General features: G+C 46.9%; 34 protein-coding genes and 1 tRNA gene. 27 read left to right on the plus strand and 8 right to left on the minus strand.

Annotated elements, in window-relative coordinates; all coding sequences use genetic code 11:
• Window positions 1-63 precede the first annotated feature (63 nt).
• Window positions 64-321, minus strand: coding sequence for a hypothetical protein (locus NBH15_RS16410; protein ID WP_250823084.1), 258 nt, complete (start codon window positions 319-321; stop codon window positions 64-66).
• 212 nt (window positions 322-533) lie between these two features.
• Between NBH15_RS16410 and NBH15_RS16415 the strand changes: the two genes are divergently transcribed.
• The 21 genes from NBH15_RS16415 (at window position 534) to NBH15_RS16515 (ending at window position 11,232) form a co-directional block, all read left to right on the plus strand.
• Window positions 534-917: a hypothetical protein gene (locus NBH15_RS16415; RefSeq protein ID WP_250823085.1), complete on the plus strand. Its 384-nt coding sequence runs from the start codon at window positions 534-536 to the stop codon at window positions 915-917.
• A 1-nt stretch (window position 918) separates the two neighbouring features.
• Window positions 919-1,155 carry a hypothetical protein gene (locus NBH15_RS16420; protein WP_250823086.1) on the plus strand — a complete coding sequence of 79 codons (237 nt, stop codon included), beginning with the start codon at window positions 919-921 and terminating at the stop codon, window positions 1,153-1,155.
• 73 nt (window positions 1,156-1,228) lie between these two features.
• Window positions 1,229-1,311 (plus strand) — tRNA-Cys (locus NBH15_RS16425).
• 31 nt (window positions 1,312-1,342) lie between these two features.
• On the plus strand, window positions 1,343-3,391 hold the full coding sequence (locus tag NBH15_RS16430; protein WP_250823087.1) for a hypothetical protein: 2,049 nt from the start codon (window positions 1,343-1,345) through the stop codon (window positions 3,389-3,391).
• 20 nt (window positions 3,392-3,411) lie between these two features.
• Window positions 3,412-4,314 carry an AAA family ATPase gene (locus NBH15_RS16435; RefSeq protein WP_250823088.1) on the plus strand — a complete coding sequence of 301 codons (903 nt, stop codon included), beginning with the start codon at window positions 3,412-3,414 and terminating at the stop codon, window positions 4,312-4,314.
• Window positions 4,315-4,318: 4 nt separating this feature from the next.
• Entirely contained in the window at window positions 4,319-4,957 is a 639-nt protein-coding gene (locus NBH15_RS16440) for a hypothetical protein (protein WP_250823089.1), read from the plus strand.
• 4 nt (window positions 4,958-4,961) lie between these two features.
• Window positions 4,962-5,453, plus strand: coding sequence for a hypothetical protein (locus NBH15_RS16445; RefSeq protein ID WP_250823090.1), 492 nt, complete (start codon window positions 4,962-4,964; stop codon window positions 5,451-5,453).
• Window positions 5,454-5,457: 4 nt separating this feature from the next.
• On the plus strand, window positions 5,458-5,652 hold the full coding sequence (locus tag NBH15_RS16450; RefSeq protein ID WP_250823091.1) for a hypothetical protein: 195 nt from the start codon (window positions 5,458-5,460) through the stop codon (window positions 5,650-5,652).
• Between the two features lie 21 nt (window positions 5,653-5,673).
• Entirely contained in the window at window positions 5,674-6,321 is a 648-nt protein-coding gene (locus NBH15_RS16455) for a DUF3164 family protein (RefSeq protein ID WP_195584856.1), read from the plus strand.
• Window positions 6,322-6,473: 152 nt separating this feature from the next.
• Entirely contained in the window at window positions 6,474-6,827 is a 354-nt protein-coding gene (locus tag NBH15_RS16460) for a hypothetical protein (protein WP_250823092.1), read from the plus strand.
• Between the two features lie 4 nt (window positions 6,828-6,831).
• Window positions 6,832-7,314 (plus strand): DUF4494 domain-containing protein, encoded by a 483-nt coding sequence (locus NBH15_RS16465; RefSeq protein WP_250823093.1) that lies wholly within the window; start codon window positions 6,832-6,834, stop codon window positions 7,312-7,314.
• Window positions 7,301-7,657 carry a hypothetical protein gene (locus tag NBH15_RS16470; protein ID WP_250823094.1) on the plus strand — a complete coding sequence of 119 codons (357 nt, stop codon included), beginning with the start codon at window positions 7,301-7,303 and terminating at the stop codon, window positions 7,655-7,657. Before NBH15_RS16465 ends, NBH15_RS16470 begins: the two co-directional genes overlap by 14 nt.
• A 150-nt stretch (window positions 7,658-7,807) precedes the next feature.
• Window positions 7,808-8,398 carry a class I SAM-dependent methyltransferase gene (locus tag NBH15_RS16475; RefSeq protein ID WP_250823095.1) on the plus strand — a complete coding sequence of 197 codons (591 nt, stop codon included), beginning with the start codon at window positions 7,808-7,810 and terminating at the stop codon, window positions 8,396-8,398.
• A complete protein-coding gene (locus tag NBH15_RS16480; protein ID WP_250823096.1) occupies window positions 8,395-8,628 on the plus strand; it encodes a hypothetical protein in 234 nt (77 codons plus the stop codon). The genes NBH15_RS16475 and NBH15_RS16480 overlap by 4 nt, the downstream gene beginning before the upstream one ends.
• 2 nt (window positions 8,629-8,630) lie before the next feature.
• Window positions 8,631-8,786 (plus strand): hypothetical protein, encoded by a 156-nt coding sequence (locus NBH15_RS16485; RefSeq protein WP_250823097.1) that lies wholly within the window; start codon window positions 8,631-8,633, stop codon window positions 8,784-8,786.
• Between the two features lie 343 nt (window positions 8,787-9,129).
• Window positions 9,130-9,495, plus strand: a complete 366-nt coding sequence (locus NBH15_RS16490) for a hypothetical protein (RefSeq protein ID WP_250823098.1) — start codon at window positions 9,130-9,132, stop codon at window positions 9,493-9,495.
• A complete protein-coding gene (locus tag NBH15_RS16495) occupies window positions 9,467-9,781 on the plus strand; it encodes a hypothetical protein (RefSeq protein ID WP_250823099.1) in 315 nt (104 codons plus the stop codon). Before NBH15_RS16490 ends, NBH15_RS16495 begins: the two co-directional genes overlap by 29 nt.
• 9 nt (window positions 9,782-9,790) lie before the next feature.
• Window positions 9,791-9,985 (plus strand): hypothetical protein, encoded by a 195-nt coding sequence (locus NBH15_RS16500; protein WP_250823100.1) that lies wholly within the window; start codon window positions 9,791-9,793, stop codon window positions 9,983-9,985.
• A 122-nt stretch (window positions 9,986-10,107) separates the two neighbouring features.
• Entirely contained in the window at window positions 10,108-10,344 is a 237-nt protein-coding gene (locus NBH15_RS16505; RefSeq protein ID WP_250823101.1) for a hypothetical protein, read from the plus strand.
• 29 nt (window positions 10,345-10,373) lie between these two features.
• Entirely contained in the window at window positions 10,374-10,817 is a 444-nt protein-coding gene (locus NBH15_RS16510; protein ID WP_250823102.1) for a hypothetical protein, read from the plus strand.
• Window positions 10,818-10,962: 145 nt separating this feature from the next.
• On the plus strand, window positions 10,963-11,232 hold the full coding sequence (locus NBH15_RS16515) for a transposase (RefSeq protein ID WP_250823103.1): 270 nt from the start codon (window positions 10,963-10,965) through the stop codon (window positions 11,230-11,232).
• On the opposite strand, the gene NBH15_RS16520 is transcribed toward NBH15_RS16515, so the two are convergent.
• From NBH15_RS16520 to NBH15_RS16550, 7 genes are all read right to left on the minus strand, one after another.
• Window positions 11,229-11,660 (minus strand): hypothetical protein, encoded by a 432-nt coding sequence (locus NBH15_RS16520; RefSeq protein ID WP_250823104.1) that lies wholly within the window; start codon window positions 11,658-11,660, stop codon window positions 11,229-11,231. The genes NBH15_RS16515 and NBH15_RS16520 overlap by 4 nt on opposite strands.
• A gap of 15 nt (window positions 11,661-11,675) precedes the next feature.
• The gene (locus NBH15_RS16525; RefSeq protein WP_250823105.1) at window positions 11,676-12,275 is read right to left on the minus strand and encodes a phage virion morphogenesis family protein; all 600 of its coding nucleotides are present in this window, start codon (window positions 12,273-12,275) and stop codon (window positions 11,676-11,678) included.
• 103 nt (window positions 12,276-12,378) lie between these two features.
• Window positions 12,379-13,560 (minus strand): LPD3 domain-containing protein, encoded by a 1,182-nt coding sequence (locus NBH15_RS16530; RefSeq protein WP_250823106.1) that lies wholly within the window; start codon window positions 13,558-13,560, stop codon window positions 12,379-12,381.
• Entirely contained in the window at window positions 13,554-14,948 is a 1,395-nt protein-coding gene (locus tag NBH15_RS16535) for a phage portal protein family protein (RefSeq protein ID WP_250823107.1), read from the minus strand. Before NBH15_RS16535 ends, NBH15_RS16530 begins: the two co-directional genes overlap by 7 nt.
• Window positions 14,949-14,980: 32 nt before the next feature.
• Window positions 14,981-15,400: a DUF1320 domain-containing protein gene (locus NBH15_RS16540; RefSeq protein WP_250823108.1), complete on the minus strand. Its 420-nt coding sequence runs from the start codon at window positions 15,398-15,400 to the stop codon at window positions 14,981-14,983.
• Complete coding sequence (locus NBH15_RS16545) at window positions 15,397-16,920, minus strand: hypothetical protein (protein ID WP_250823109.1); 1,524 nt, start codon at window positions 16,918-16,920, stop codon at window positions 15,397-15,399. The genes NBH15_RS16540 and NBH15_RS16545 overlap by 4 nt, the downstream gene beginning before the upstream one ends.
• On the minus strand, window positions 16,917-17,360 hold the full coding sequence (locus NBH15_RS16550) for a terminase gpP N-terminus-related DNA-binding protein (protein ID WP_195584813.1): 444 nt from the start codon (window positions 17,358-17,360) through the stop codon (window positions 16,917-16,919). The genes NBH15_RS16545 and NBH15_RS16550 overlap by 4 nt, the downstream gene beginning before the upstream one ends.
• Window positions 17,361-17,543: 183 nt before the next feature.
• Between NBH15_RS16550 and NBH15_RS16555 the strand changes: the two genes are divergently transcribed.
• The 6 genes from NBH15_RS16555 to NBH15_RS16580 all read left to right on the plus strand — a co-directional run bounded on the left by NBH15_RS16555 (window position 17,544) and on the right by NBH15_RS16580 (window position 21,970).
• Window positions 17,544-18,581: a head maturation protease, ClpP-related gene (locus NBH15_RS16555; protein ID WP_195584811.1), complete on the plus strand. Its 1,038-nt coding sequence runs from the start codon at window positions 17,544-17,546 to the stop codon at window positions 18,579-18,581.
• A gap of 7 nt (window positions 18,582-18,588) precedes the next feature.
• Window positions 18,589-19,767, plus strand: a complete 1,179-nt coding sequence (locus NBH15_RS16560) for a hypothetical protein (RefSeq protein WP_250823110.1) — start codon at window positions 18,589-18,591, stop codon at window positions 19,765-19,767.
• Window positions 19,764-20,189, plus strand: a complete 426-nt coding sequence (locus NBH15_RS16565; protein WP_250823111.1) for a lysozyme — start codon at window positions 19,764-19,766, stop codon at window positions 20,187-20,189. The genes NBH15_RS16560 and NBH15_RS16565 overlap by 4 nt, the downstream gene beginning before the upstream one ends.
• Before the next feature lie 211 nt (window positions 20,190-20,400).
• Window positions 20,401-20,910: a hypothetical protein gene (locus NBH15_RS16570; protein ID WP_250823112.1), complete on the plus strand. Its 510-nt coding sequence runs from the start codon at window positions 20,401-20,403 to the stop codon at window positions 20,908-20,910.
• Window positions 20,911-20,912: 2 nt separating this feature from the next.
• A complete protein-coding gene (locus NBH15_RS16575; protein ID WP_250823113.1) occupies window positions 20,913-21,485 on the plus strand; it encodes a phage tail tube protein in 573 nt (190 codons plus the stop codon).
• Window positions 21,486-21,487: 2 nt separating this feature from the next.
• Window positions 21,488-21,970 (plus strand): hypothetical protein, encoded by a 483-nt coding sequence (locus NBH15_RS16580; protein WP_250823114.1) that lies wholly within the window; start codon window positions 21,488-21,490, stop codon window positions 21,968-21,970.
• Window positions 21,971-22,016 lie beyond the last annotated feature (46 nt).

The following is a 22,016-nucleotide window of genomic DNA, read 5'->3' on the forward strand; positions in this document are numbered from 1 at the left end:
TGGAAGATATAGACAAGGCAATGCAGATATTAATGACACTGCGAAGCGAAAAGCGGATCAGGACTATCGAGGATTATTGGGCTGGGATTTGGAATGAATCCCAGAGAGGCAAACCGCACTTTTCCCCGGCTCATAACGGACACGGATATCAGAATACTGGTCGTCCATCAGACGAGCCAACGAACGAAGGAACAGATTGTAATCAACCAGCTGGTCGATCGTTCGTGCATGAGCTTCAAAATGAAGAGAAACTATCGGTTGTCGAATTCCCTTCATCTCGTGAATCTCATCCTCATACTGGTCGAATATCTCTGAAGTCACGTTTAGCCCAATTTCAGATGTGAGTGGCGTAAGCAGGTTCAACAAGTGTTTTTGTGCCCTTTCAGCGAGATCAAAGGATTCTCCTGAACCTACAAAGGTAGGTAATTTAACCGAGACCTCTGACTATTCCCGCCAAGAAAGCCAACGACTTGCAACTACCGGAGCGAGACCGGGGACGGGAACGATTGATAATAAAAAAAACAGATATCAAAATGGAAACAAAGGAAAGAATCGACTACAAGGCATTATGCCAGGCACCGTTTGACATGGATTCTGAATATGAGGTAAACTTCAAGATGCTGGTGTATACCGGAAAGAAAGAAGAGGAACGTCCGGTGTTCCGGGTGGTGATTGCCAAGGGTGAGTGCAAGGTGCGTATCGGAGCGGCAGGTAAGGAGTTTTGGGGCATTATCGGGTTGGACCCGGAGACGGGCGAGAACCAGTGGTATAATTACAACGACTGTGTGTCGCTGGAGAACTGGGCGGTACTGGACCGGCTGCTGGCGAACCGGTTTGGATGGATGGAACTGACTGATCCGTCTTTGGTCATAAAAACGAGACTGTTGACAAAGACACAATTAGCGAAAGGCAAGTGACATGAAAGGCAGGATAATACTTTATGGATGGGTGGCCAGCCTTCCGGTCATGTTGATCGGTCTGATTTTGATGGCTTGGGCAATGGAGACGGGTGATCCCTGTTTTTTTGCAGGACTGGCGATGTTTATGTCGTTTGTGGTCTTCAGCCTGCTGGCGATCAAGTATCAAAAAGAAGTGGATGAAGCTGTTACCGAGTTCGACCGGTGGTTCGACCGAACGTTCGGAGACGAAAGATAAACAATCTAAGGTGGTTAGGTAAAGATTGGTTTTGGTTTAGTATCGGTACGCGGCCCGCGGTACGAGGGTGGTATCCCGGATAGCTCAGTCAGGCAGAGCACGGCGCCGGCAAAGTCCGGCGCTATGGTGTCCCAGGTTCGAATCCTGGTCCGGGGAACAACATAGAAAAATAAAAATGAATAAGAATATGCCTCAAATTTGGAATAATATGGTAGTGGTTACGAAAGATGAGCTGATACCGGCTTTCTTTCCTTCGTTGGGTGCATTACAAAAAAAGATTACCCGTGATTCAAGAAAATCTTTTGGTATTCGACGAGTTCAGAGAGGTGGTGGTTCAAATACAAAAATACTTATTGATTTTGACACCCTTCCCGAAGAATGGCGTAATCAATTAGGTGATCCCCGCAAGGTTGATTGTTCTCTGGAGTTGTTTTTCTGGGAGGACAAAGAAGCAGTCACATTCTTTTCAGAGATATCACCCAGTAAATACGGAAATATAGACCCGGAAAGGCAGAAAGAATATGTTCTGGATGCCAGTGTTATGAGGGCGGCCATCCGTTGGCGTGTTGCCCATACTGAAGAATGTATTAAACGCGATGTACCATTAAAAAACACGTACAAGTTATTATCCACAGTCGTGAATAACTTCAATGAGTTCCGCTCGTTGAAACAACTTCCCTTGCATAAACTTCCCTCTAATCACATATCATTGAAACGGAAGATCGAACGGTTTGAGAAAGAAGGCTACAGTTCGATGTTGAAAGGCTACGATAACAATAATCGCGGTCAGGCAGCTGAACAAACCCGCCTTTTGCTGGAAAGTATGTTCACCCATCAATCTTTTAAACCGAGTCCCGCCGAAGTTTACCGCCAGTTGGACGGGTTCCTGTCAGGCTATGTTCAGGTAATCAACAACGAGACCGGAGAAATCTTTGACCCGAAGGACTTCAAACGCATAAGTCAGAGAAGCATAACCATGTTTCTGAACTCATGGAACAGTTCGCTGGCCACATCCCGGAAACGAACAGGGAACCGTCAGATACGCCTGGCGCAGTTCGTACCGTTCGAAAAGCTGGCTCATCCCCGCTTTGCCGGATCGATCATATCGGTCGATGACCGCCAGCCTCCTTTCGAATATAAAAAGGGTTCACGCATGTGGTTTTATCTTGGCGTCGACCTGGGTAGTGAAGCGATCGTGACCTGGGTGTACGGGACCAGCAAGGAAGGGATCATTCTTGATTTTTATCGCCAGATGGTCCGGAATTATGCCATGTGGGGACTACCCCTTCCTGCTGAAATCGAATGTGAAAGCAACCTGAACGCAGATTATCGTGATGGCTTCCTGAAAGAAGGCAGCATGTTCCAAACCGTTCGGATCGAGTCCAACAGTGCCCGAAGCAAGCGTTGCGAAGCCTATTGGAAACCGATACGTTACCAGTTGGAAAAACAGCATATCGGCTGGATCGCGCGTCCATTTGCCCGTTCGGAAGCCAACCAGGCAGGAACGGATAAAAAAGAGATCGTTCCTTACGAAAAGCTGGTTGAACAGTGTTTGCGGGACATCGAGACGTGTAACAACATGGAATGCACCATATACCCCGGGAAAACCCGCTGGGAAGTCTTTATGGAAAAGCAGAATCCGGACAACAACCGCCCGATCAATTACAAATCCATTTTGCTCACCCTTGGGTATAAAACGGCAAGCAGTTGTAACAAAGCCGGTCAAATCAGGTTCCGTAAAGATATTTTTCTACTGGCCGATGGCGGCGAGTTGGTGACCGGTGAAAGGCTGATCCGTCACATGCAGGTCCTTGCCGGAAGGGACATCGATATCTACTGGCTGGATGACAATAACGGCGATATCCTTGCCGCCGTAGCTTGCCTGAAAGATACGACACGTGTGATTTGTGAACTCGTAAGACAGCCGGAAACAGCACGTGCAAAAATTGAGGAAACGCCCCAGCAGGCCCGGAACCGCGAACTGTTTGCCCGTTACCGTGCCACGCTGGAAGGTTACAGCCAGCGCCGTTACCATGCAATAGAGAAAGTCACGGTCATAGACAACCGGGATATCACCCTGAACAAAAAGTTCTCCATTTCCGGACTGAACCGTTATAAGGCGCCGGAAACGGAGGAAGAAACTGAAATCCTGGAAGAGGTCGAAGAAACGGCATTTGAAGGGTATTCGAATCCTGTTCAAAGGTCATACGTGAGAGGACTTAGTGAAAGATTTTAACGACAATAAAAATTACAACCATGATAGAATTGACAGAAGATTTTAAAACGAAAGTATTGGCCGCACTTACAGAGGCACGCGACCGTTACGATGGCAGCGACGCCAACTTTGCAAAGAAATACGGCATAAACAAAACGGTCTACAGTTCACTGAAAAAAGGTGAAACGGAGAAAAAGATATCCCCGGCCAAATGGCTGGAACTGGGCCGGGTCCTGGGAGTATCACTTAACGAACGCAAATGGAACATGGCCCGGACCGACGTGTTCAATATGATTGAAGATGACGTCGTATTCTGCAAGGAGTTCGGCAAATCCATGATGTTCGTGGATGAATGCGCCATCGGAAAAACTTACTCGGCCCGTTACCTGTCACGGACATTGAAAAACTGTTTTTATGTCGATGCCAGCCAATGCCGTCAGGAACGTGCCTTTATCAAGGAACTGGCACGTTCTGTCGGTGCCGAACTGGAAGGAACCCTGGAAGATATCAAAGCGTCCACAAAGTATATTTTGAACATCCTTCCCCGTCCGATCGTGATTATAGATGAAGCCGGTTGCCTGTCCTATTCGTCGCTCCAGCTTCTACATGAGTTCTGGAACGGTACACAGGATACATGCGGATGGTATATGATGGGTGCGGACGGTCTTCGTACCAAGTTACAAAAAGGCAAGGGAAAGTCAAAGAAGCAATCCTATAAGGAACTGTTCAGCCGTTTCTCCAGCAAGTATAACCATGTGGTCCCTTACAACCCGTCTGAACGGTTGGATTTTTACCGGAAACTGATCCGGGACGTCCTTTCGGTAAACGTAGCTAACAAGAGCCTTATTGACCGGATCGTTACCCGCTGTCTTGCAACCGACAGTCAGGAGGCCGAAACAGGTTTACGCCGTGCCGAATCATTATTAATCTTAATGGAGGAATAAGGATATGCCTCGCAGATTATCAGTAAGCAATTTGTACAGCCAGAAATTCAAATTCATGCCCTTTACGGGGGAATGGAAAAAGATACTGGGGAATCGTGAAAGGAAAGGCTGCTGGATGATTTACGGCAATGCGAAAAACGGGAAAACGTCTTTTGCCCTACGGCTTGCAAATTATCTGTCTTCCATCGAAAAGGTCCTGTACATCGCAGCGGAAGAAGGCTATGGATATTCGTATACATGGGCTGTTCAAAAAGCCGGCATACGGGAAGACAACAGAGCATTCCATACGCTGGGTTACCTCCCTATGGAAGAACTCAGGAAAGAACTGGAAGAAAACCGGAAAGCGGAAAAAATCGTCTTCATAGACAACCTGATCGCCTATAAGGACGAATTGAAGGGAAACGCCATTGTAGAATTACTCCGTCAATTCCCTGAAACGCTTTTTGTTTTTCTGGATCATGAAGAAGCGGGGGAACCGGCAACATCGGCCGGTATCCTTGCCAAAAAACTCTCTAACGTGTATGTGCAGATAAAAGGTCTCTCCGCATTTGTCACGGTTCGCGGCGGTGACGGTGAAGGAGGCCGGATAGACATCGACGAAAACAAAGCGGCCCTCATTCATGGGGAACGTGAAATCAATTAAGGATATGGCAGCAAAAACAAGAAAAAAAAGGTCTACCCATGCGTTATTTTGGGAACTGTTAAAGCAGACGAAAGGCTATCAGGAACAGTACAAAGATGTCATAAAAGAAGGACTGGTCTATAATTACAGTAGTGGTAAAACGAGTTCACTTTCTGAAATGTACTCTAAATATCCGGGTGAATACAGCCTGATGATAGAGAACATGAAAGGTTCCGGTAAGCAGAAGGCGCAACGTTACGACCAATCCCTGGATAAGGAGCGTAAGCGCGTCATTGCGGCGATCTGTGCCTATGTAGACAAATGCAAATATGTTTTTCCCAGCCCTGCGGCGAAAGTCGAATATGCGAAGGCTATCGCAGCCAGGGCCGCGAATTGTGCCTATTTCAATGGCATCCCCCTTAGTCGTTTACGTGCCGTATATGCGGAATGGCGGAACAAGAACGCCGTGGATATTACCGGGAACCCGGAACTGGATTATATCATAACAGAAAACTGATAAAATGCCTCGTGTCAAACAAGAGAAGAAAATCCCGACAGCCTCCCAGCGGGAAGAGTTGTCGCGGTTGGAACGGGAAAGCGACCGGATACTCGACTTGCTTTTTGACGATCCGACCAACCAGGAGCTATTGGACGAACTCAACCGGATAGATGTCGATTACGTCCGTCTGTCCGGAGAAAAATCAATGGAATATTAACAGTATAAATATCAAAGTAACATGTCATTAGATTTAAGTAAACTGTCAAGCAAGGAACTGAAAGAGTTGCTGGCAAAAAAGAGAGAAGAAGAACATCAGACGGCACTGAAAAACCGTGAAGCCTATGAGGGTATTCGTGCCGAATTGGTGCAACGGGTTGAAAACAAGGTCCGGGCAGTATGTGAGGAAGTCAAGGGACTTCATAAGTTTTGCGTGGATGAACTGGGGGCGTTCCGTGATACGCTCGCAGAATACGGCCAGCTTCGTAATCCCGGCCAAATGAATTACACCGTGCAGGAAGGCAATTTCCGGATCGAGGTGAAAACATGCAAGATCAAGAAATTCGATGAACGTGCCGATGTAGCCGCCAGTCGCCTGATCGAGTTCCTGCAAAGTTGGATCAAGGAAAAGAAAGACGGGACGAACGATCCGATGTATCAATTAGCAATGACACTTTTGGAGCGTAACAAATACGGCGATCTCGACTATAAATCCGTCAGTAAGCTGTATGAATTGGAAGAACGTTTCAATAACCCGGAATACAGTTCCATTATGAGCCTATTCAAAGAATCCCATTTGGTCGAAGCCTCTTCCACGAACTTCTACTTCTACGAGAAAAACGATCTCGGCGTATGGGTGAGACTGGAACCGTCGTTCAACCGCTTATAAAAGTCAAATCCGTGACACTGACCCGGGGACACTGGATATATGTCTGCCCATGCGGCTTTCAGTATTCGGTGAGCTGGGTCCCCAGGACAACAAGCAAACATGCTCTGTATTGCTTTTACTGTAAGCAGCAAAACGGGAAATATTACAAGGTTATGGATGAGAGACTGGAATTTACCGAGAACTGGAACGGTAAGCTGAATTGTAGCACTTTTACGATTATGAGGCTGCATAACCCGCAAAAATATTGTGTGGGAGCCATAAAGCAAATCTACCTGAAAGGGATATGGAAAGGTAACGCAAAGGTGATAGATGTAAAACGCATCTACCTGAAGGACATAAACCTTTATGTTGCCAAGCTGGATACAGGCTTACCGATTGACAAATGCCGGGACTTGCTCCGGAACATGTACAAGAAACGCCCCATAAACTGGGAAACTCAGCTAATAGACCTGTGTCTATTGGAATATCAGAAAGAAAGCAAAGAACCTACATTATTTAAAGAATAACATTATGCACAGTTGGTTTACATGCCGTATCTCCTATGAAAAGGTACTGGAGAACGGACTACAGAAGAAAGTAACGGAACCCTACCTGGTGGATGCCTTGTCATTTACCGAGGCAGAAGCCAGAATCGTAGAAGAGATTCGTCCTTTTATATCCGGGGAATTTACCGTTGCGGATATCAAACGAGCACATTACAGTGAGCTTTTCTTCAATGAAAACGGTGATCGCTTTTATAAGGTCCGTATTTATTTCATAACCCTGGACGAAAAGAGCGGAGCGGAAAAAAGGACTCTTGCCCGCATGCTGGTACAGGCTTCTTCTTTGAAAGATGCCATTTCCATTTTTGAGGAAGGCATGAAAAAAACACTGGCTGATTACAGACTTATAGAAGCCAGTGAAACCCAGATCATGGATGTTTTCCCTTTTAACGGGGAAGCCGGTCAACAGGATAAAACGGAGAATCCCCCAGAAAACAATGACAGCAAGTGAATTTTACTCCATAAGATGGCGGTCCGGTATGCGGATCGCCATCGGAAACCTGCTGGAAGAAGTCGTCTCTGTCGACTTCAAGGATCGCTGCATTGCAATCGAAGACATGAAAGGCTTAGTTTGGATCAATAGTGAATTTGTAGCATTAAAACATACCCCAATGAGTGAGTTAAAACATACCCTGGATATAACCCCGCCAGCCAATAAACGGCTCGTGGAAAAAAAGCGGTCAGAAACCTCGAATGCCCTACCTGTCACGGGACAGGCGGTTTCAAGGACGGAAGAGGTCATAATGACGACCATTATACGGAATGTGCCCAGTGTGACGGAACCGGAAAAGTAAAGGCAATCATAACAGTCGAATGGGCTCCGGATTACGATTAAATAGAAAGAACATGGAGAAAGCAAAAATCTTATCCTGGCCGGATTTTTATCGGGACCGGGTACGAAACGAGAATACGATGAGTATTTCCGCAAGAAATACGCCCGTTTTTTGACAGAAATAATATTGAACATTAAAAGGCTCAGTGATCCGATGTTAGATGCAGTCGTGTTAAAGGAAGAAGGTTGTGGTATTGGATGCGTAGTGAAGAACCTGTCACAGTTTTACCCTAAGCTGGCTAAAGAAATGACCGGAGAGGAAAGATATGGAAATACAGGTGACGTAACTAAGATCATATTTGCAGACCTGGATTCAGAAATGTTGGATTTATGCAGGGATAACACCCGATTTATGTATTCAGGTAGATACCTTGAAAAAGTTCCCCGGTTTTATACCAGGGAAAATATTCTGGAAAAGAAATTCTTTGAACCCGGGACGATGGTTGTCACACATGGAGTACTGGAACATTTTTCCGATCCGGACATCACCCGCATCTTATCAACCTATGAAGATTCTTATGTGTCCTTCCAGGCCCATTATGTACCGACATCCGGATACCGGGAACCATCATTCGGGAATGAACGTCTCCTTCCGGTTGATTACTGGTGTTCCCTGGTAAAGCCGGACTATTATATCGTCGATAACGGCGGGTTGGATTTATATATGTTTAAGTGTGGTGAACAAATTAAAAAAGCGGTATGACAATAGAAGGTTATGAAAAGGCCGGTATTATTCTCGGTCGGATATCTCAGTTAAAGGCATTGAAGAAACGGATGGAGGAACACCCAAAAGCAGGAGTAGGAATGATAGATTCCCGTAGCAGTTTCTTCGAAGTCACGGAGTTTGTGAAGCCTCATGAACTTAGTGATATGTACATCTCACGTGTCCAGGAACTGATCGATACGTTGCAAAATGAATTTAACTCGCTATAAATATGACGGCAAAACGTATTTCCCGGCAGATAAAGCCGGACACGGCAAAAAACGTATCGTCTTTGGATGACATCATCCAAAGACAGATGTGGCGGGAAAAGAGGCTGATCCCTGTCCGGATCAATAAAACGACAATCGTATTACGAAATAGAAAATGATACGCAAAGGAGACAAGTTTAAGGTACATTGGGCCGGGCATACATGTTATGAAGGCCGAATATACCAAGTCACATCGATTATACATGACTGCACATGTCCCAATCCTAACTGCTTCGTAAACGGTAAACCGGAAGTTCCCCGCAGACCCCACGCCCATATCAGGGCAGATTTGATTAAATGCCCGTACCCGCAAATGGAGATGAGAGATTTTATCTTTAACGGGATCGATGAAGAAACGTTGATTGATATTGAAAATTCAACTTATCATCTGGAGATCGTACGGGAAAAAGGCGATCAATTGTCATTGTTTTAGTTCTAACAGATAAAAAATAGCTTATTAATATGAGGAAGCAAAGCTGGAAAATGCACTTTTATAAAGGAGTCCCCTGCCGATGGGACGGAGACCGTTACGATGAAGAAAGGGAGAATTATATTTTTGAGGCCGACCTGTATATCTCAGGCTATGAAAGGGGCCGTTCTTCTGCGGTCATGCTTCTTGTCCCATTTAAGGATAAGAATAAAGATTTCTTTTCCCATAAATTCCATTACCGGGTATTTATGAGTGATATCGAAGATATTGTAAAAGGAATGGTTAGAGGCCGGATAAAAGGTTCTTTCACCTGGGTAAAGAAAGGTTCCGATTATGGGATTCAACTGGTTAAAGTAACAGAGCAAAAAAATGGAAATGCAGAAAGTTGTATTGGATGAGAACGTTATCCCGCCGATGACGCATCCCTGGGGACAAGTATGGAAACAACCGGACAGAAACAATCTGGTTCTTGATGACAAATATGCCGTGATGTATAGACGGGATTTTGAGATGCTGCCGGATTATACCGGTTCGGAACCGACCGGCAAGTATAATGGTAAAATGTGGAAGGCTCAGTATGACTCTTGTGGAAATCGTAAATGGTATTTGTGCTGGTGTCATGATGAAAATACGGTATCACAGGAGATATACATTTCATATAGAGAAATTTTGATAATTGATTAAGCGAAGATCATGGATAAAAACAAAATAGCGGCTATAGTAGCGTTTATCTTCATTTTGCCTGTGTTTTGTCTGGCAGGATTATTCCTGTTAACAGGTTCTGTCATTAAGGCTTTAGGATATATCCTTAGTTTTAATACCGAATGTGCCTGGTCTGAAATGAGAGATGTTGCTGAAAGTGTAAAGTCTTATTGGTATCAAAATTAAAAAATAATGAAAAAGGCAGGTTGGTTAAAATACTGGCTCCGGTTCCATGGATATCGTATAGAAGATTTCAGTATAGGCAAGAAATGGAATCCGGCCAAATTAAAACAAAAAAAGACAATGATATGGACAAAACTTATTTTATCGAATACGAAGTAACAGTAAAAACTGTCGGTGGTCCGATAAGTATCCCCGGTAGAATATTAGTCAAAAGGCAAATGAATGAGTTGTTTGCAAAATTGAATCTTGAAAAGTACCTGGAACGGAAATACAAGGAGGCATTCAACAGCCTGTATATAAAAAGTATCCGGGAATACACACTGGATTTCTTCTCCTTCTTTGGAGCAGGATTTGGCAAATAAATTGAATATAAATAAAATACAAATGAAATATGAACGATGTAAAAATTTCCCTTCAGGACGATCTTAGAACAATCACGGTCAAACTTGCCGGAGGCAATCCCGGCGCTTTGGAAGCATTGTGTTCCTTTTACCAGGTAATAACAAATACATTCAAAGATCATCAAGGAGAAGCCTTGTTTCAAATTTTTATGTTCCTAGATACCTACCATATATATGGAACGGACATATATGTTTTCTGGAGCGATATTTGCGAGAAGGACACTTTTAAAATGATTGTAGTCGTTGAAGCCTGTAAAGTCGGTTTGTTTGACGCTCGGATTCTTGCCGATGCCTGCCACCGCCAGGATTATTCCGGTCGGGATATGGTTCCAGTATGTGATTTGGTAAAACAAGTTTGTGAACGATCCCCATTTTTCCAAAGGGCGAACGATGTGAATGCCGGAAATGTCAAGTCTTTCCTATTCCACATGTAAAATATAGAACGTTATTTGAATATGATTAAAAGCCTGTTTGGGATCAAGAAGAAAAATCTTTTCCCGAAACAGGCTTTTTTATATCCATAAGTTGCATCGTATTGAGTATGACCGTAATTTTGTCATATAAACAGACAAAAGGAACATGTCTAAGGGTAGGAATAAGAATTTGATAAAAAAGAGGAACGAGGCTTTGATCCGGCGTTATTACTATTGGACGGAAGTTCGCCGCCGCCGTTTCGATGATGTCCTTAAAATCCTGTCGGAGGAGGAATTTTTTCTGTCGGAGGAAAGAATACTGTCCATAATCCGGGAGGCCGGAAACCGGCATGAAAAAGACGGTGTGCCGGTTCCTCAGCCGCCACACCGCCGTATGCCCCGCATTACGGAAAGACAGCTAAGCCTGTTCCGTTAAGCCGGTTCTTCATCCACGATACATTCATAAGTGCTTTCATACACCTTTATTATGCCAGGCAGGCTGTACCATCTTGACGATATCCTTTCAAGGGTGGTGGCGTTGGCCGGTTCTATCTGCCGGATGACGGAATGCAGCTTCTTGAACATTGCGATCCGCTCTGAGGCTTTACCCGCCACCCCGCTTGTATAATGTGTATCGTCGTAACAATCCAGGCAGAGTTTTATCGTGATGGTGAAGGTTCCCCGCTGGTATTCGTCCGTTATGGTCTCCCAGGCGACTCCTTCCATGTTTATCAGGACGGCGGGGAATGTTACCGGATAATGGTCCTCTTCGGTTTGCAACTGCCCGTAGTCTTCATCGACCAGGCTGACGGATGGCATGTTTTCAGCTATGGCCGTCTGAATTTCATTGAATAAATCTTCCATAGTTCGTTTGATATGTTATGAGTTTAAAACCTTTCGTGTTTCCTCTTCCACGATATTCTTTACCTTTTCATCCAGTTCTGTGGAATGGCCCATGAACCGGCGCTTTGGAATACGAAGGCGGCTTTTCTTTGTCAGGGCCAGCCTTTTCCATACTTCCGCCTCTTCACCCGCCTTTGCCGCTTTCTGCTTCCTGACCTTGGCGGAATCCCCTTTGGCGATCTTCGCCTCGGAAAAGAATTTGGCCCAGGCGAACTTTCTCATTTTGGGAGTCACTCTTATTTCTGCCCCATTGTTATGATAAGGGGCATATTTGACATCCGTGGAAACAATCACTTTCCGGCTTTCAGGGGTAAAATGGATACTTTTCATAAGATGGTCCTGGCGACTGAGCAAAGGGCCGTAACGGTATTCGGCCCTGGCGGAACTTATTTCTTCACGCCGTGTCTTTTTCCATTTTTTCAAACTGTTGTCATTCCACCCGCCGTCACGGAAATTCTTCCTGAAGTGGTTGACGGCCGCATTCCCGACTTTTTTGGGCAGGGTCACGTCAAGCAGTTTTTGAAAAGAAGCCTTCTGCTTTTCCAATTTACCGATCAATCTGTTAAAGTCACTCATGTTTGCTTTTGGTTTATAATAAAATATGTATCTTTGCCAGCAAAGAAGAAAGAGTATCCTATTGTACTGGGTTGGATTGCACATCCTTCACTAAAGGCTTTGGTTACTCTTTCTTTTTTATGTTTTCCACAATGGAATAGAACACGAGTTCCCCGCCTGTCATTTCCCTTATCACAGCAAAAGAAGGTTCACCATCGATATCTATCTCCACGTAATGGTATCCCTTCACCATCGGATTCCCTTTTTCATCGGAGGCATATTTGGCATAACGTCCACTTTTTAAGAGGCTTTCAATATTCCTTACAGCTTCGTTCTTTTCCATCGGTGACTTGTGCGGCTGGTTCAAAGCTTCTTTTATTCCTCCGACCGTAAAGGAAACGGGAGCCCTCAATCCGGGAGCCATGACCGTCTTTCCGACCAGGTTCCCGACAGCCCACGATTTTATCTCCTGGCGTTGCCTTTTTACATCTTCCTTTAAGTTCCTTCCTTGGCCGAGTGTTTCCCTGGATATGAATTTCCTTACGGCTTCTTTCGCTCCCTTATAGGCATTTTGTATATACGGATGGGTATCGCTAAAAAGTTTTGCGTCCCTTCCGGGGTTATTATCCAGTCCGGGAGCCGGGGCATATAGATTTCCGGTATCAGGGATATCCGTTTCCGCCTCGTCCGTCGCTTCCAGGCTGCATTTGCAATTCCACCTGTCTCCTGGACGATGTGCCGACCAGAAAGGATCGTCTATCGAACGGATTATACCCCAAAACACACGGTGGTCCTCTCCGGGATGTACGCTTGTACTTTCCACCCAGCGCAAGCGGGGAAGTACATCCTTATCCCGTTCGAAGCGTCTCCAGTCGCTTGCCTGGTGCGCACGGATCACGGCCGTGGCGTATTCCGTCTGCAACCATGATTCAAGATGAAGCGGGGAGACGAACTTTTCCACGTCCCGTTTAAAAATGTCGAAAGGTTTCAGCTGCCCGTCTTCATCCAGAAGCTGGGATGCGATGTCGTTTTGAAAGCGATGCGCCTTGAACGCTGCAAAGACGGCATTATTATAACGTAGTTCCCGATAGAATGCGTAATCGTCCTGAAAGGGGCTTTGCTTATGGAACCCGGTATCCGTCGCCTCGTTAAAGGCCTTCCAGAACTCATTCCACAAGCCTCTTTCTATATCCGTGAGCGTGTTAAAATCTTTTCCGTATATCTTTCGGATCGCCTTTTGCAAAACTTTCCCGTCAAAGACGAAACCTTCTTCCAGGGTGTCGGCATACAGTCCGTTCATTACCATCCTAAAGCCCCCTTGTTTTTGGGGGCTTTTCCGAAAAAACGGGATGTCAGATTTTTAAAGAAGGTCCGTATCATTTTCCCTTTAACCGTCCTTTGGGGGGTGGAATTTACGTTTCCGCTATTTTGTTCCGTCCCTTTCGTTTCTTCCTTTTTACCGGTTCCTTGTTCCTTCAGGCGTATTTTCACATCTTCTTTTTCTCTTTCGGCGGTGATCTCATTGTAGTTATCCGGTTTGTTCAGGCCGAACTCGTCATATAACTGGTCATGGCTGATCGGCAGTCCGAGCGAGGACAGCTTCGTGATGATATCGATTCTCTGTGTCTGGTTGGAATCTTTTGGAATGACAAACGAGAATTTGCCACCTTTCACGTTAATGCCGAAAGATTCGAATATGTCGGTCATCTGATAATTCAGGACATTGAGGACAAAGAGCTTATCTTGTGCCAGGAGCTTGTCTTCTATTTTTTTATGGACTTCACCCAAAGCCTGTGTCCCTTTTTCCCCGGCTTCGGTGGTCAGCGTGTTGCCCAGGACATGTTTGCTTATTTCCGAATTGCAAAAAGCCGCCAGGTTTTTGTACAAATCACTGGAACCGGACTTATTCCCTGCCTCCAGCAGTTTCAGGCCCGTCCCGTCGGGATGGATATAAACGGAAGAACCGCCCGCTTCATGTGCGTCCTGCATGAGATTGTAACGTTCCCGGTCGTCATTGCCGTTATAGGTATATTCCCGGATCGGCTGTCCGAAGAGTTCCGCAAACTGTGCCCAGTCGGATACATCCGCCCGCTTGTACAGAACCCAGGGGATATCCTTTATCAATTCACCCAGTGCACGGGGTTTGCCGACAAAAAGGAGGTTGTCGTATTCATCCCACGCTGTCCCGTGTATATCGGTCTGCATCCGAAGGATCAGCTTCCGGATAGGGTCCACATGCTTTCTGGGAATAAGGTCGTAAGACAACCATCCACCCTCGTCTATCCCAAACTGGAACAGGCTGCCTCCCCACCAGGCCGTATCGAGCAGGTCAGAAAGGAAGTCCAGGAACCAGGGGGATTCAAGCATTTCCCCGATGGCTTTGTCCGGCTTACCGTCACGGCTGAACTCTATCTGCGAAGACAACACGGCCGACTTTCTTTTTTCCAGGACGGAAGAGAGGTGAGTATCGAGCAGGATGGTATCATACAAATCGTATAACCTGGCACGGTTCGGAAAATCGATCCGTTCAGCCTCCGTTACGGCCTTCATGTAATGACTGATGTCCATCTGCCAGCGTCTGGCCTGGGTCAATATGAGCGTATTCCCGCCTGCGGGCTGGTTAAATAATCCGCCGGATGTGATCGGTTTGGTTATGTTTCCGGTTTTGGTTCTCCGTCTTAATTTCTTTTTCATTTGAATCGGTTTTGTTTGCTGTTTATATATCGTTAGAAATGGTTGCATCGTTTCCGGTTCCCCCCGAACAGGTAGGATACCGTCTTATTCTCATCTTGGATGGTCGGGGCTCCGTTTATCACGACATTGCCTTTCTGTATTCCCTTTAACCACTCCACCGCCCTTTCATAGCGATTTTCCCTCAAAGAAGACATTTTCGCGGGATTGCCCAGCGAATAAATATGGTATACCGCTATATCCAGGCACATCATAAGGATCAGCGGATGCCGTTCTTCGCCTCTGGCGGCAAAGATCCTGTCCACGTCATAACGTCCCGCCATATATGATTTCATTTCCTCTATGGCCCGGTCCTCGCAAATGTTCAGGATCGAATTGTCCTCCCTTGTTATTGCGTCAATGATTTCCCGGTGCACGCTTGCATCATAGTCGTTCGGTTCAATGTACTGCGTCATAATCTGTATTTGTTTTTACTTCTGAAAGCCTTTACCGGTATTCTTATCATCGGTTGAAGCTCCTGGCACTTGTTGTCAATAATACGTTTGGCCCCCTCTATACAGTCCGGCCCGTCGGCGGGATATGTCAATTGGAGGTTGAACAGGAGGAACTGTTCCGCAAGGCGGACCATATCCGGATTCTCTTTCTCATCCTGGTTGAAGATGAGACGTCCTTCACGGTTGAGCGGCTCCAGGTTGGCTTCTATGCGGGTGGCTTTTTCCGTTTTCTTCTCTTCATCGGGACGGATATTGATCCGTTTGCCTTTTTCTTCGCACTTTGCTTTAAGAAGGGGACGGAAAACCTGCTGGAAGAACGGGTCCTGGAGTGAATTGTTTTCCATATAATGATAGACGGATACTTTTCCACGGACAAAATCGTCCAGAAAGAAATACCAGTCAATAAAATCGGAGTTCAACCCGCGATTTAGGAATCCCTTGATGACATAATATATGCCGTCTTTCTCACCGACCAGCCAAACGGCTTTATAGGAACTTTTCCCCTTCTTGCTTTGTCCCGGTGACGGGTCGCCGTAAACGACAAGAAACTTGAACCGTCCAAGGGGCGGAACCTTCCCCCAATGGAGTTCCTTAAATATTTCCCCCTCACTGACCGGGTTATTGAAATATTCGGTTTGCCCGGATGCCGCACTGATTTTTCCCAGGATTTCATCGATCATTTCTTCCGTGTTCTTCTGGGGCCAGGTACTGTTCCCTTTCTCATCCCGAATATTGACAATGTCCCAATGATCGGCCATCTTGCCGGCCCTGACGACACAGCAATCCTTTGCAATGATGTTGCCACAGAAAATAATGGTGACTGGTACGGCCGGGTCCCGGGTTCCGTAAACGGCCTTTTCCCAAAAATTCCACATGTCTTTTATACGTTCGGCATTCCTGCACGCTTCGTCGGTATCGAAGTCGTCGACCAGCAACATGTCCGGACGGTAGGATTTGTTTCTCGATCCGCGCGGGGCGTTTCCGTAGCCGATGGCCCGGAAGGCCACGTCGCATTTGGTGATAAATTCTTCATCCGTCCATTTTGCTCCGATTTGTTCCCCGTAATAAGCCCTCAGACGCGGGTTGCTTTCCAGTTCTTTCCTGTACGGATCAAGCAGGCGGACCGCCGCTCCCTGGGTGGCGCTGACCATCATTATATTATGCTTGCGTCCGGTCAGGACCAGGTAAAGCACGATAAACATGACGACGGTACTTTTGGCCAGGCTTCGCGCCCAGGAAAGGACCTCGAACCATTCATCGTTTTTTATGCACCGCTTGATCGCTTTTATATGAAAAGGGGCAAATTCATATTTTGCATATTCAGGAAAGAAAAACGTGATCCATTCCAAAACGTGCGCTTCCAGGTAAGCCCTGTGCTCATCCATTTCTTTTCGGTTCTTATGGATGACGGGTACATCCGCCATCAAGGACTCAAAATAATTTTCCCACCTGCGTAACGCTTCTCTGTCTTCCGTCTTCATAGCGTGGTTTTAATGAACGTGTCCCATAATACGCCGAACTCCTTGGCCTTTTCGATATCTTCGCTCCTTAACCATGAAAGGAACCGCATTCCCGACGAAATCAGGTCTTTGAGGCCGGCGTCCTTTTCCAGCCGGTCAACGGCCTGGGAAAGTTTCTGAATAGTGGCGGCCTCTGATGCGTCTGCGAACCGTTTCCCTTCCGGTTTGGCAGAAATAACCTGGTTAATTTCCGCGATTTGCCGGTGCAGGTTGTTGATCTGCTGTTCACGGGTCATGGTCATGCCGACTTTCAACTCGGCCCACTTCCCCTTATCGCACCAGGATATGATCGTACGGCGACTGACCCCGACCTTTTCGGCAATCTCCGCCTGGGTTAAATCTTCCCGGATATACAGGACTTTAGCCCATTCCCTTTTCTGTTGATTGGTTAAATCTGTCATTTTCAATGTTGATTTTGGTTATGAAATTTTCCTCAAAATTCGACTTTATATAAGACTCCGGCAACTTTTATCCGCATGATACGGCGGTGTGGCGGCATGATACCCGTGCGGGAGCGGCATGATAAAAAACCGATTTGCAGGGGTGGTTTTTTGCCCGGAAATTTGCACCAAAACATGACGCAAATGGCAAAGCAATTTTTCAACATGATAGCTTCCGAGGACGGTACGGCCTGTATCTTACTGTATGGTGACATTGGCTGCGGCACGGATGAGATACGGAGCTCGGAGATAGTCAGGGAGCTTATGGAACTGACATCCCTTTATAAAAAGGTGGATATCCGGATCAACTCCATGGGCGGTGACGTATTTGCCGGACTTGCCATATTCAACGCGCTTCGAAACAGTGGCTCGAATATTACATTATATATAGATGGCGTGGCAGCCAGCATAGCCAGCGTGATAGCTTCCTGCGGAAAGCCGGTATATGCGAGCCGTTACGCCCGCCTGGTGGTACACAGCGTATCGGGCGGATGTTACGGGAACAAGGAGGACCATAAACGTTGCATAAACGAACTGGAATCCCTGGAAGAGACCCTGGCCGATATCTATTCCGCAAAATCAGGGAAGGACCGGGAAGAGATCAAATCTTCTTTTTTTGACGGGAAGGACCATTGGTTCACGGCGGAAGAAGCCTTAAAGGAAGGCTTGATCGATGGCATATACGATACGGAACCTGTCGAAGAGGCCTCTTCCCCTGAAGAAATATACCATGTTTTCCAAAACCGTTTAAAACCAAACCCAAATACAATGTTTACAGACGAATTAAGAAAGAGACCGTCATTCGCCAATCTGGCAAGTGACGAAGAAATGCTCCGGCACATCGGACACCTGGAAACGGAAGCCGGACGCGTATCCGGCTTGACAGCCCAAATCACCGAGCTTCAGAGTTCCCTCCAAACGTATAAGGACAAGGAAGAAAAAGAAGCCGAAGCCAAAAGGAACGCCCTGGTCGACGCAGCCGTAAAGGACGGCCGTATCCGTGAGAACCAGAGAAAGATGTACCAGGACCTTTTAGTATCCGATCCGGAAAATGCGGAGGCGGTGCTTAAATCCCTGAAACCGTCCCGCCGTGTGCTGGACGATATCCAGACTACCCGTGAGGAGGAAACCTCCGCATGGGAAAACAGAATGAAACAAATCAAAGACAACTTAAAATCTTAACAAAACGATGATTAAAGTAACCAATACCAACTATGCGGGTGAAGTGCTGGAAATGCTTCTTACCCGGGCCGCAACAAGCAACGAATTAGTAGAAAAGGGACTGATCCACATGGAACCGGGTGTGGAAAAAGCGTATTTCCTTCCCCGCATGAAGACGGGAAAGATGCTTCAAAAGCGCAAGGAAATGCCAACCAGCCAGGACAGCAAGGGGGATTTCACGTATGACGAACGTGCCTTGACCCCGGTGGACTTCATGGCATACACGGAGTTCAATCCCCGTTCCTTTGAAAATATCTGGCGCAAATGGCAACCGAAAGGGAATCTTGTGTTTTCGGAGCTTCCGGCAGAGGGACAAAACGCGTTGCTGCGTGAAATGTCCAAACAGGTAAAATTCGAACTGGGATTCCACTTCATCAATGGCGTACTGGGCGATGACGACGACCACCTCTTTAACGGCATCGTCACCCGTATGTTAAGCGACAAGGACGTCATCTATGTGGTTTCCGGTGAAACGTCCATGCTGAAAAAATTGAAAGCCGTGAAGGACTCTATTCCGACCACCATGAGAAGCAATCCGGGACTTAGAATCCTGATGAGCGTAACGGATTTCGACCAGTATGACGAAGAATTGACCCAGCAGCCCAACAAGGGGGCCAACTATACGGACATGAACGTTGAGCGCTACAAGGGCATCCGTATCGTTCCGCTCTCTTCATGGCCGGAAGGTCTCATCGTGGCCACCGTCTGTGGAATGGATTACGATACGAACCTCTGGGCCGCCGTCAACCTTGTGGACGACATGGACGTGATCCAGATCGATAAAGTGACGAATGCCGGTGAAAAGTATTTCTTTAAAATGCTGATGAAGGCGGACACGAATATCGCCTGGGGTGAAGAAGTCGTCCTGCTGGATTCCAGGGAGGTGGAAGATGCGGAACTTAGCGGTACGACCATTACGCTTAAAAGCCCGTCCGGACAGATCGAGATCACGCCGGAAGCAGCCGCAACCTACAGCATTACCGGCGGCGGCGTTATTCTGGGCGCTCGCTTGTGCATTGCCAATAAGGCCACGGAAAAGGAAAATGTAATCACTATCGGAACATTTGACATAGAAGCGGGCAAAACTGTGACTGTCGGATATGACGGCAAGAATTGGTTCAAAGCGGCAGGAGGCGCTAAGGCGTGAAGACTTCGGAGAAAGGAAAAGCCCTGATCCGGGAATTTGAATCGCTGCGCCTGGAGGCTTATCGTTGCCCCGCCGGAGTCCTGACTATCGGTTACGGGCATACGGCAGGCGTAAAGGAAGGCGACCGGATCGATAAAAGGCGTGCCGAGTATTTCCTCGATAAGGACCTTGAAGACGTGGAAGCGGTCATAAACCGCGAATGTCCGGGGGTAAACCAGAGCCAGTTCGATGCGCTTGCCTCATTCGTTTTCAATCTGGGGGGAAAGAAATTCCTTTCCTCCACGCTGCTTAAATGCGTGAAGGCGAATCCTGGCAATCCCAATATCCGGGGCGAATTTCTAAGATGGGTAAAGGCGGGAGGCGTCACCCTGTCGGGATTGATGCGCCGTCGCCGTCGGGAAGCGGAACTGTACTTTTCATAAAGGAAGGAGGTTTTCCCGATGGACCATTTCCTGGACATACTGCAAACGGTATTTAGCGCCAGTGGCTGGATTTGGGGTGTCCTGTTGTTTTTCCAGACCCGTAAGCTAAAGAAAGCGCAACTGGTAAAAGATACCCGGGCGGTATGGCAGGAAATAGCCGAATCAAACAACGAGTCACTTTTAAAACAAAACGAAAGACTGATAGAACTGCATGAAGAATTTTGGAAACTTAAAGACACTCTGGAAATGGTGCTGCACAAAATTGTTGTCTGTCGCCATTATGATCGCTGCCCTGTCCGCATTCTCGTGCAGGAGCACGAAGGAAACTTCTACCATAGAAGGGGTGGACAGTCTCCAATGGGACAAAAAGGTATCCGTCACGCTCGCGACAATCCCGTCGAGCCTGGCCAGGATGGAGATACCGATCGACAGCCTCCGTAAGCTCCCCGAGGATGCCGTCTATGAGAAGAAAGAAGGCAAGGCAACCGTAAAGGCCGGTGTAAAAGACGGGACGCTTCTGGTTTCCGCCTCCTGCGACAGCCTCCAGGCGCTGGTCTACAGCCAGCAGGAAGCACTGGTGCGTATACGTGATACGCTGGAGCAGTACGAAAGCCAAAAAGGACCGGATGCCTTTACATTTTGGATGCAAATCAAATGCTATTTGACCGGTGCTTTAATAGGATTTACGTTGACATATTTTATAACCAAAATCAGAAAATAACAATGGATAAGAAAAAGACACGTTCCATCGGACTCAAGAAAGCGATGTTCGGGGATGTAAATCCCGAAGGGGGAATGCCTTCGGCTGAGAACCTCCTGCAATTGGGGAATACGCTGAAAGGGACAGCTTCATTCAACACGGAAGAAGACAGCGCCCAGGATTTTTACTCGGAGGAGAACGGTTCCACCCCTGAAGAATCCGTTTTAACGGAACCGGGGTTGAAACAGGTGAAGCTGAATCTTATGGAATGGGACAATGAGACGCTGAAAAAAGTTTTCGGGGGTACGACCAAAACGGAAGATGTCACCGTCGAGGGCAAGACTTACAGTGTCGAGAAGTTCGTAGCCCCTAAGGACATGGTCACTGTCGAAATGGCTGTAAGGGTCATTAGCCTTTACAACGTATGTATCGACATTCCCCGTGCCCAGGTCAAGGCCCGTTTCGTATGGAACCTGACACGCACCGATATCGCCCAGATTGAAATCACGGCAAAGGCAATGGCGCCGATCGGAGTGAACGACGGTCCGTATGAAGTGTATAAGCTGGGTGAACCCAAAACGGAAGAAGGAGCATAAAAATGAGACGCAGACTTCGTGAATCGGATGCGGCCGGGGCAATGCTGGATGATGCGGTAGCGATAGACATTCCGGCGCCCTGGCTGCTCCGAAAGTTCGGGCAGAAAAGCATCCGGGCATATTTCCGTCTTCCGGTTTATGCGACTCTTTTAAGGATCAGCAAGATGTATACCCGCCTTGGAATAGACCTGACAAAGCTTCAAAAAGGGGAACTGCATGAGGTGATGCACATCATCGCCAAACATGGAAAGAGGGTTTCCCGTATTGTTGCGACAGGGCTGCTTAGGGGCGGAATAACGAATTTTCTATTTTGTCGGCTGTTGGCCTGGTATCTTAGAAATCACATGACATCGCTCGGTATGGCGCAACTGGCAAAGATCATGTTGTTGCTTTCAGGCGGTGAACATTTCGCCAGTATTATCAAATCGGTCGGTCTGATGAGCGTGACCAGTCCGGTTTTGAGCCAGGAGGAAACGAGGAGTTAACGGTGGAATTTATTCCGCCCCATAGCCCGTTTGGACAAATAAAACA

The organism is Parabacteroides caeci (assembly GCF_023656795.1).
Lineage (GTDB): Bacteria > Bacteroidota > Bacteroidia > Bacteroidales > Tannerellaceae > Parabacteroides > Parabacteroides segnis.

What these genes read in the sequence shown, in the direction of transcription:
- NBH15_RS16415 (WP_250823085.1), top strand. Translation starts at nt 534, where the DNA reads ATGGAAACAAAGGAAAGAATCGACTACAAGGCATTATGCCAGGCACCG.
- NBH15_RS16420 (WP_250823086.1), top strand. Translation starts at nt 919, where the DNA reads ATGAAAGGCAGGATAATACTTTATGGATGGGTGGCCAGCCTTCCGGTC.
- NBH15_RS16430 (WP_250823087.1), top strand. Translation starts at nt 1,343, where the DNA reads ATGCCTCAAATTTGGAATAATATGGTAGTGGTTACGAAAGATGAGCTG.
- NBH15_RS16435 (WP_250823088.1), top strand. Translation starts at nt 3,412, where the DNA reads ATGATAGAATTGACAGAAGATTTTAAAACGAAAGTATTGGCCGCACTT.
- NBH15_RS16440 (WP_250823089.1), top strand. Translation starts at nt 4,319, where the DNA reads ATGCCTCGCAGATTATCAGTAAGCAATTTGTACAGCCAGAAATTCAAA.
- NBH15_RS16445 (WP_250823090.1), top strand. Translation starts at nt 4,962, where the DNA reads ATGGCAGCAAAAACAAGAAAAAAAAGGTCTACCCATGCGTTATTTTGG.
- NBH15_RS16450 (WP_250823091.1), top strand. Translation starts at nt 5,458, where the DNA reads ATGCCTCGTGTCAAACAAGAGAAGAAAATCCCGACAGCCTCCCAGCGG.
- NBH15_RS16455 (WP_195584856.1), top strand. Translation starts at nt 5,674, where the DNA reads ATGTCATTAGATTTAAGTAAACTGTCAAGCAAGGAACTGAAAGAGTTG.
- NBH15_RS16460 (WP_250823092.1), top strand. Translation starts at nt 6,474, where the DNA reads ATGGATGAGAGACTGGAATTTACCGAGAACTGGAACGGTAAGCTGAAT.
- NBH15_RS16465 (WP_250823093.1), top strand. Translation starts at nt 6,832, where the DNA reads ATGCACAGTTGGTTTACATGCCGTATCTCCTATGAAAAGGTACTGGAG.
- NBH15_RS16470 (WP_250823094.1), top strand. Translation starts at nt 7,301, where the DNA reads ATGACAGCAAGTGAATTTTACTCCATAAGATGGCGGTCCGGTATGCGG.
- NBH15_RS16480 (WP_250823096.1), top strand. Translation starts at nt 8,395, where the DNA reads ATGACAATAGAAGGTTATGAAAAGGCCGGTATTATTCTCGGTCGGATA.
- NBH15_RS16485 (WP_250823097.1), top strand. Translation starts at nt 8,631, where the DNA reads ATGACGGCAAAACGTATTTCCCGGCAGATAAAGCCGGACACGGCAAAA.
- NBH15_RS16490 (WP_250823098.1), top strand. Translation starts at nt 9,130, where the DNA reads ATGAGGAAGCAAAGCTGGAAAATGCACTTTTATAAAGGAGTCCCCTGC.
- NBH15_RS16495 (WP_250823099.1), top strand. Translation starts at nt 9,467, where the DNA reads ATGGAAATGCAGAAAGTTGTATTGGATGAGAACGTTATCCCGCCGATG.
- NBH15_RS16500 (WP_250823100.1), top strand. Translation starts at nt 9,791, where the DNA reads ATGGATAAAAACAAAATAGCGGCTATAGTAGCGTTTATCTTCATTTTG.
- NBH15_RS16505 (WP_250823101.1), top strand. Translation starts at nt 10,108, where the DNA reads ATGGACAAAACTTATTTTATCGAATACGAAGTAACAGTAAAAACTGTC.
- NBH15_RS16510 (WP_250823102.1), top strand. Translation starts at nt 10,374, where the DNA reads ATGAACGATGTAAAAATTTCCCTTCAGGACGATCTTAGAACAATCACG.
- NBH15_RS16515 (WP_250823103.1), top strand. Translation starts at nt 10,963, where the DNA reads ATGTCTAAGGGTAGGAATAAGAATTTGATAAAAAAGAGGAACGAGGCT.
- NBH15_RS16520 (WP_250823104.1), bottom strand. Translation starts at nt 11,660, where the DNA reads ATGGAAGATTTATTCAATGAAATTCAGACGGCCATAGCTGAAAACATG.
- NBH15_RS16525 (WP_250823105.1), bottom strand. Translation starts at nt 12,275, where the DNA reads ATGAGTGACTTTAACAGATTGATCGGTAAATTGGAAAAGCAGAAGGCT.
- NBH15_RS16530 (WP_250823106.1), bottom strand. Translation starts at nt 13,560, where the DNA reads ATGGTAATGAACGGACTGTATGCCGACACCCTGGAAGAAGGTTTCGTC.
- NBH15_RS16535 (WP_250823107.1), bottom strand. Translation starts at nt 14,948, where the DNA reads ATGAAAAAGAAATTAAGACGGAGAACCAAAACCGGAAACATAACCAAA.
- NBH15_RS16540 (WP_250823108.1), bottom strand. Translation starts at nt 15,400, where the DNA reads ATGACGCAGTACATTGAACCGAACGACTATGATGCAAGCGTGCACCGG.
- NBH15_RS16545 (WP_250823109.1), bottom strand. Translation starts at nt 16,920, where the DNA reads ATGAAGACGGAAGACAGAGAAGCGTTACGCAGGTGGGAAAATTATTTT.
- NBH15_RS16550 (WP_195584813.1), bottom strand. Translation starts at nt 17,360, where the DNA reads ATGACAGATTTAACCAATCAACAGAAAAGGGAATGGGCTAAAGTCCTG.
- NBH15_RS16555 (WP_195584811.1), top strand. Translation starts at nt 17,544, where the DNA reads ATGGCAAAGCAATTTTTCAACATGATAGCTTCCGAGGACGGTACGGCC.
- NBH15_RS16560 (WP_250823110.1), top strand. Translation starts at nt 18,589, where the DNA reads ATGATTAAAGTAACCAATACCAACTATGCGGGTGAAGTGCTGGAAATG.
- NBH15_RS16570 (WP_250823112.1), top strand. Translation starts at nt 20,401, where the DNA reads ATGAAGAATTTTGGAAACTTAAAGACACTCTGGAAATGGTGCTGCACA.
- NBH15_RS16575 (WP_250823113.1), top strand. Translation starts at nt 20,913, where the DNA reads ATGGATAAGAAAAAGACACGTTCCATCGGACTCAAGAAAGCGATGTTC.
- NBH15_RS16580 (WP_250823114.1), top strand. Translation starts at nt 21,488, where the DNA reads ATGAGACGCAGACTTCGTGAATCGGATGCGGCCGGGGCAATGCTGGAT.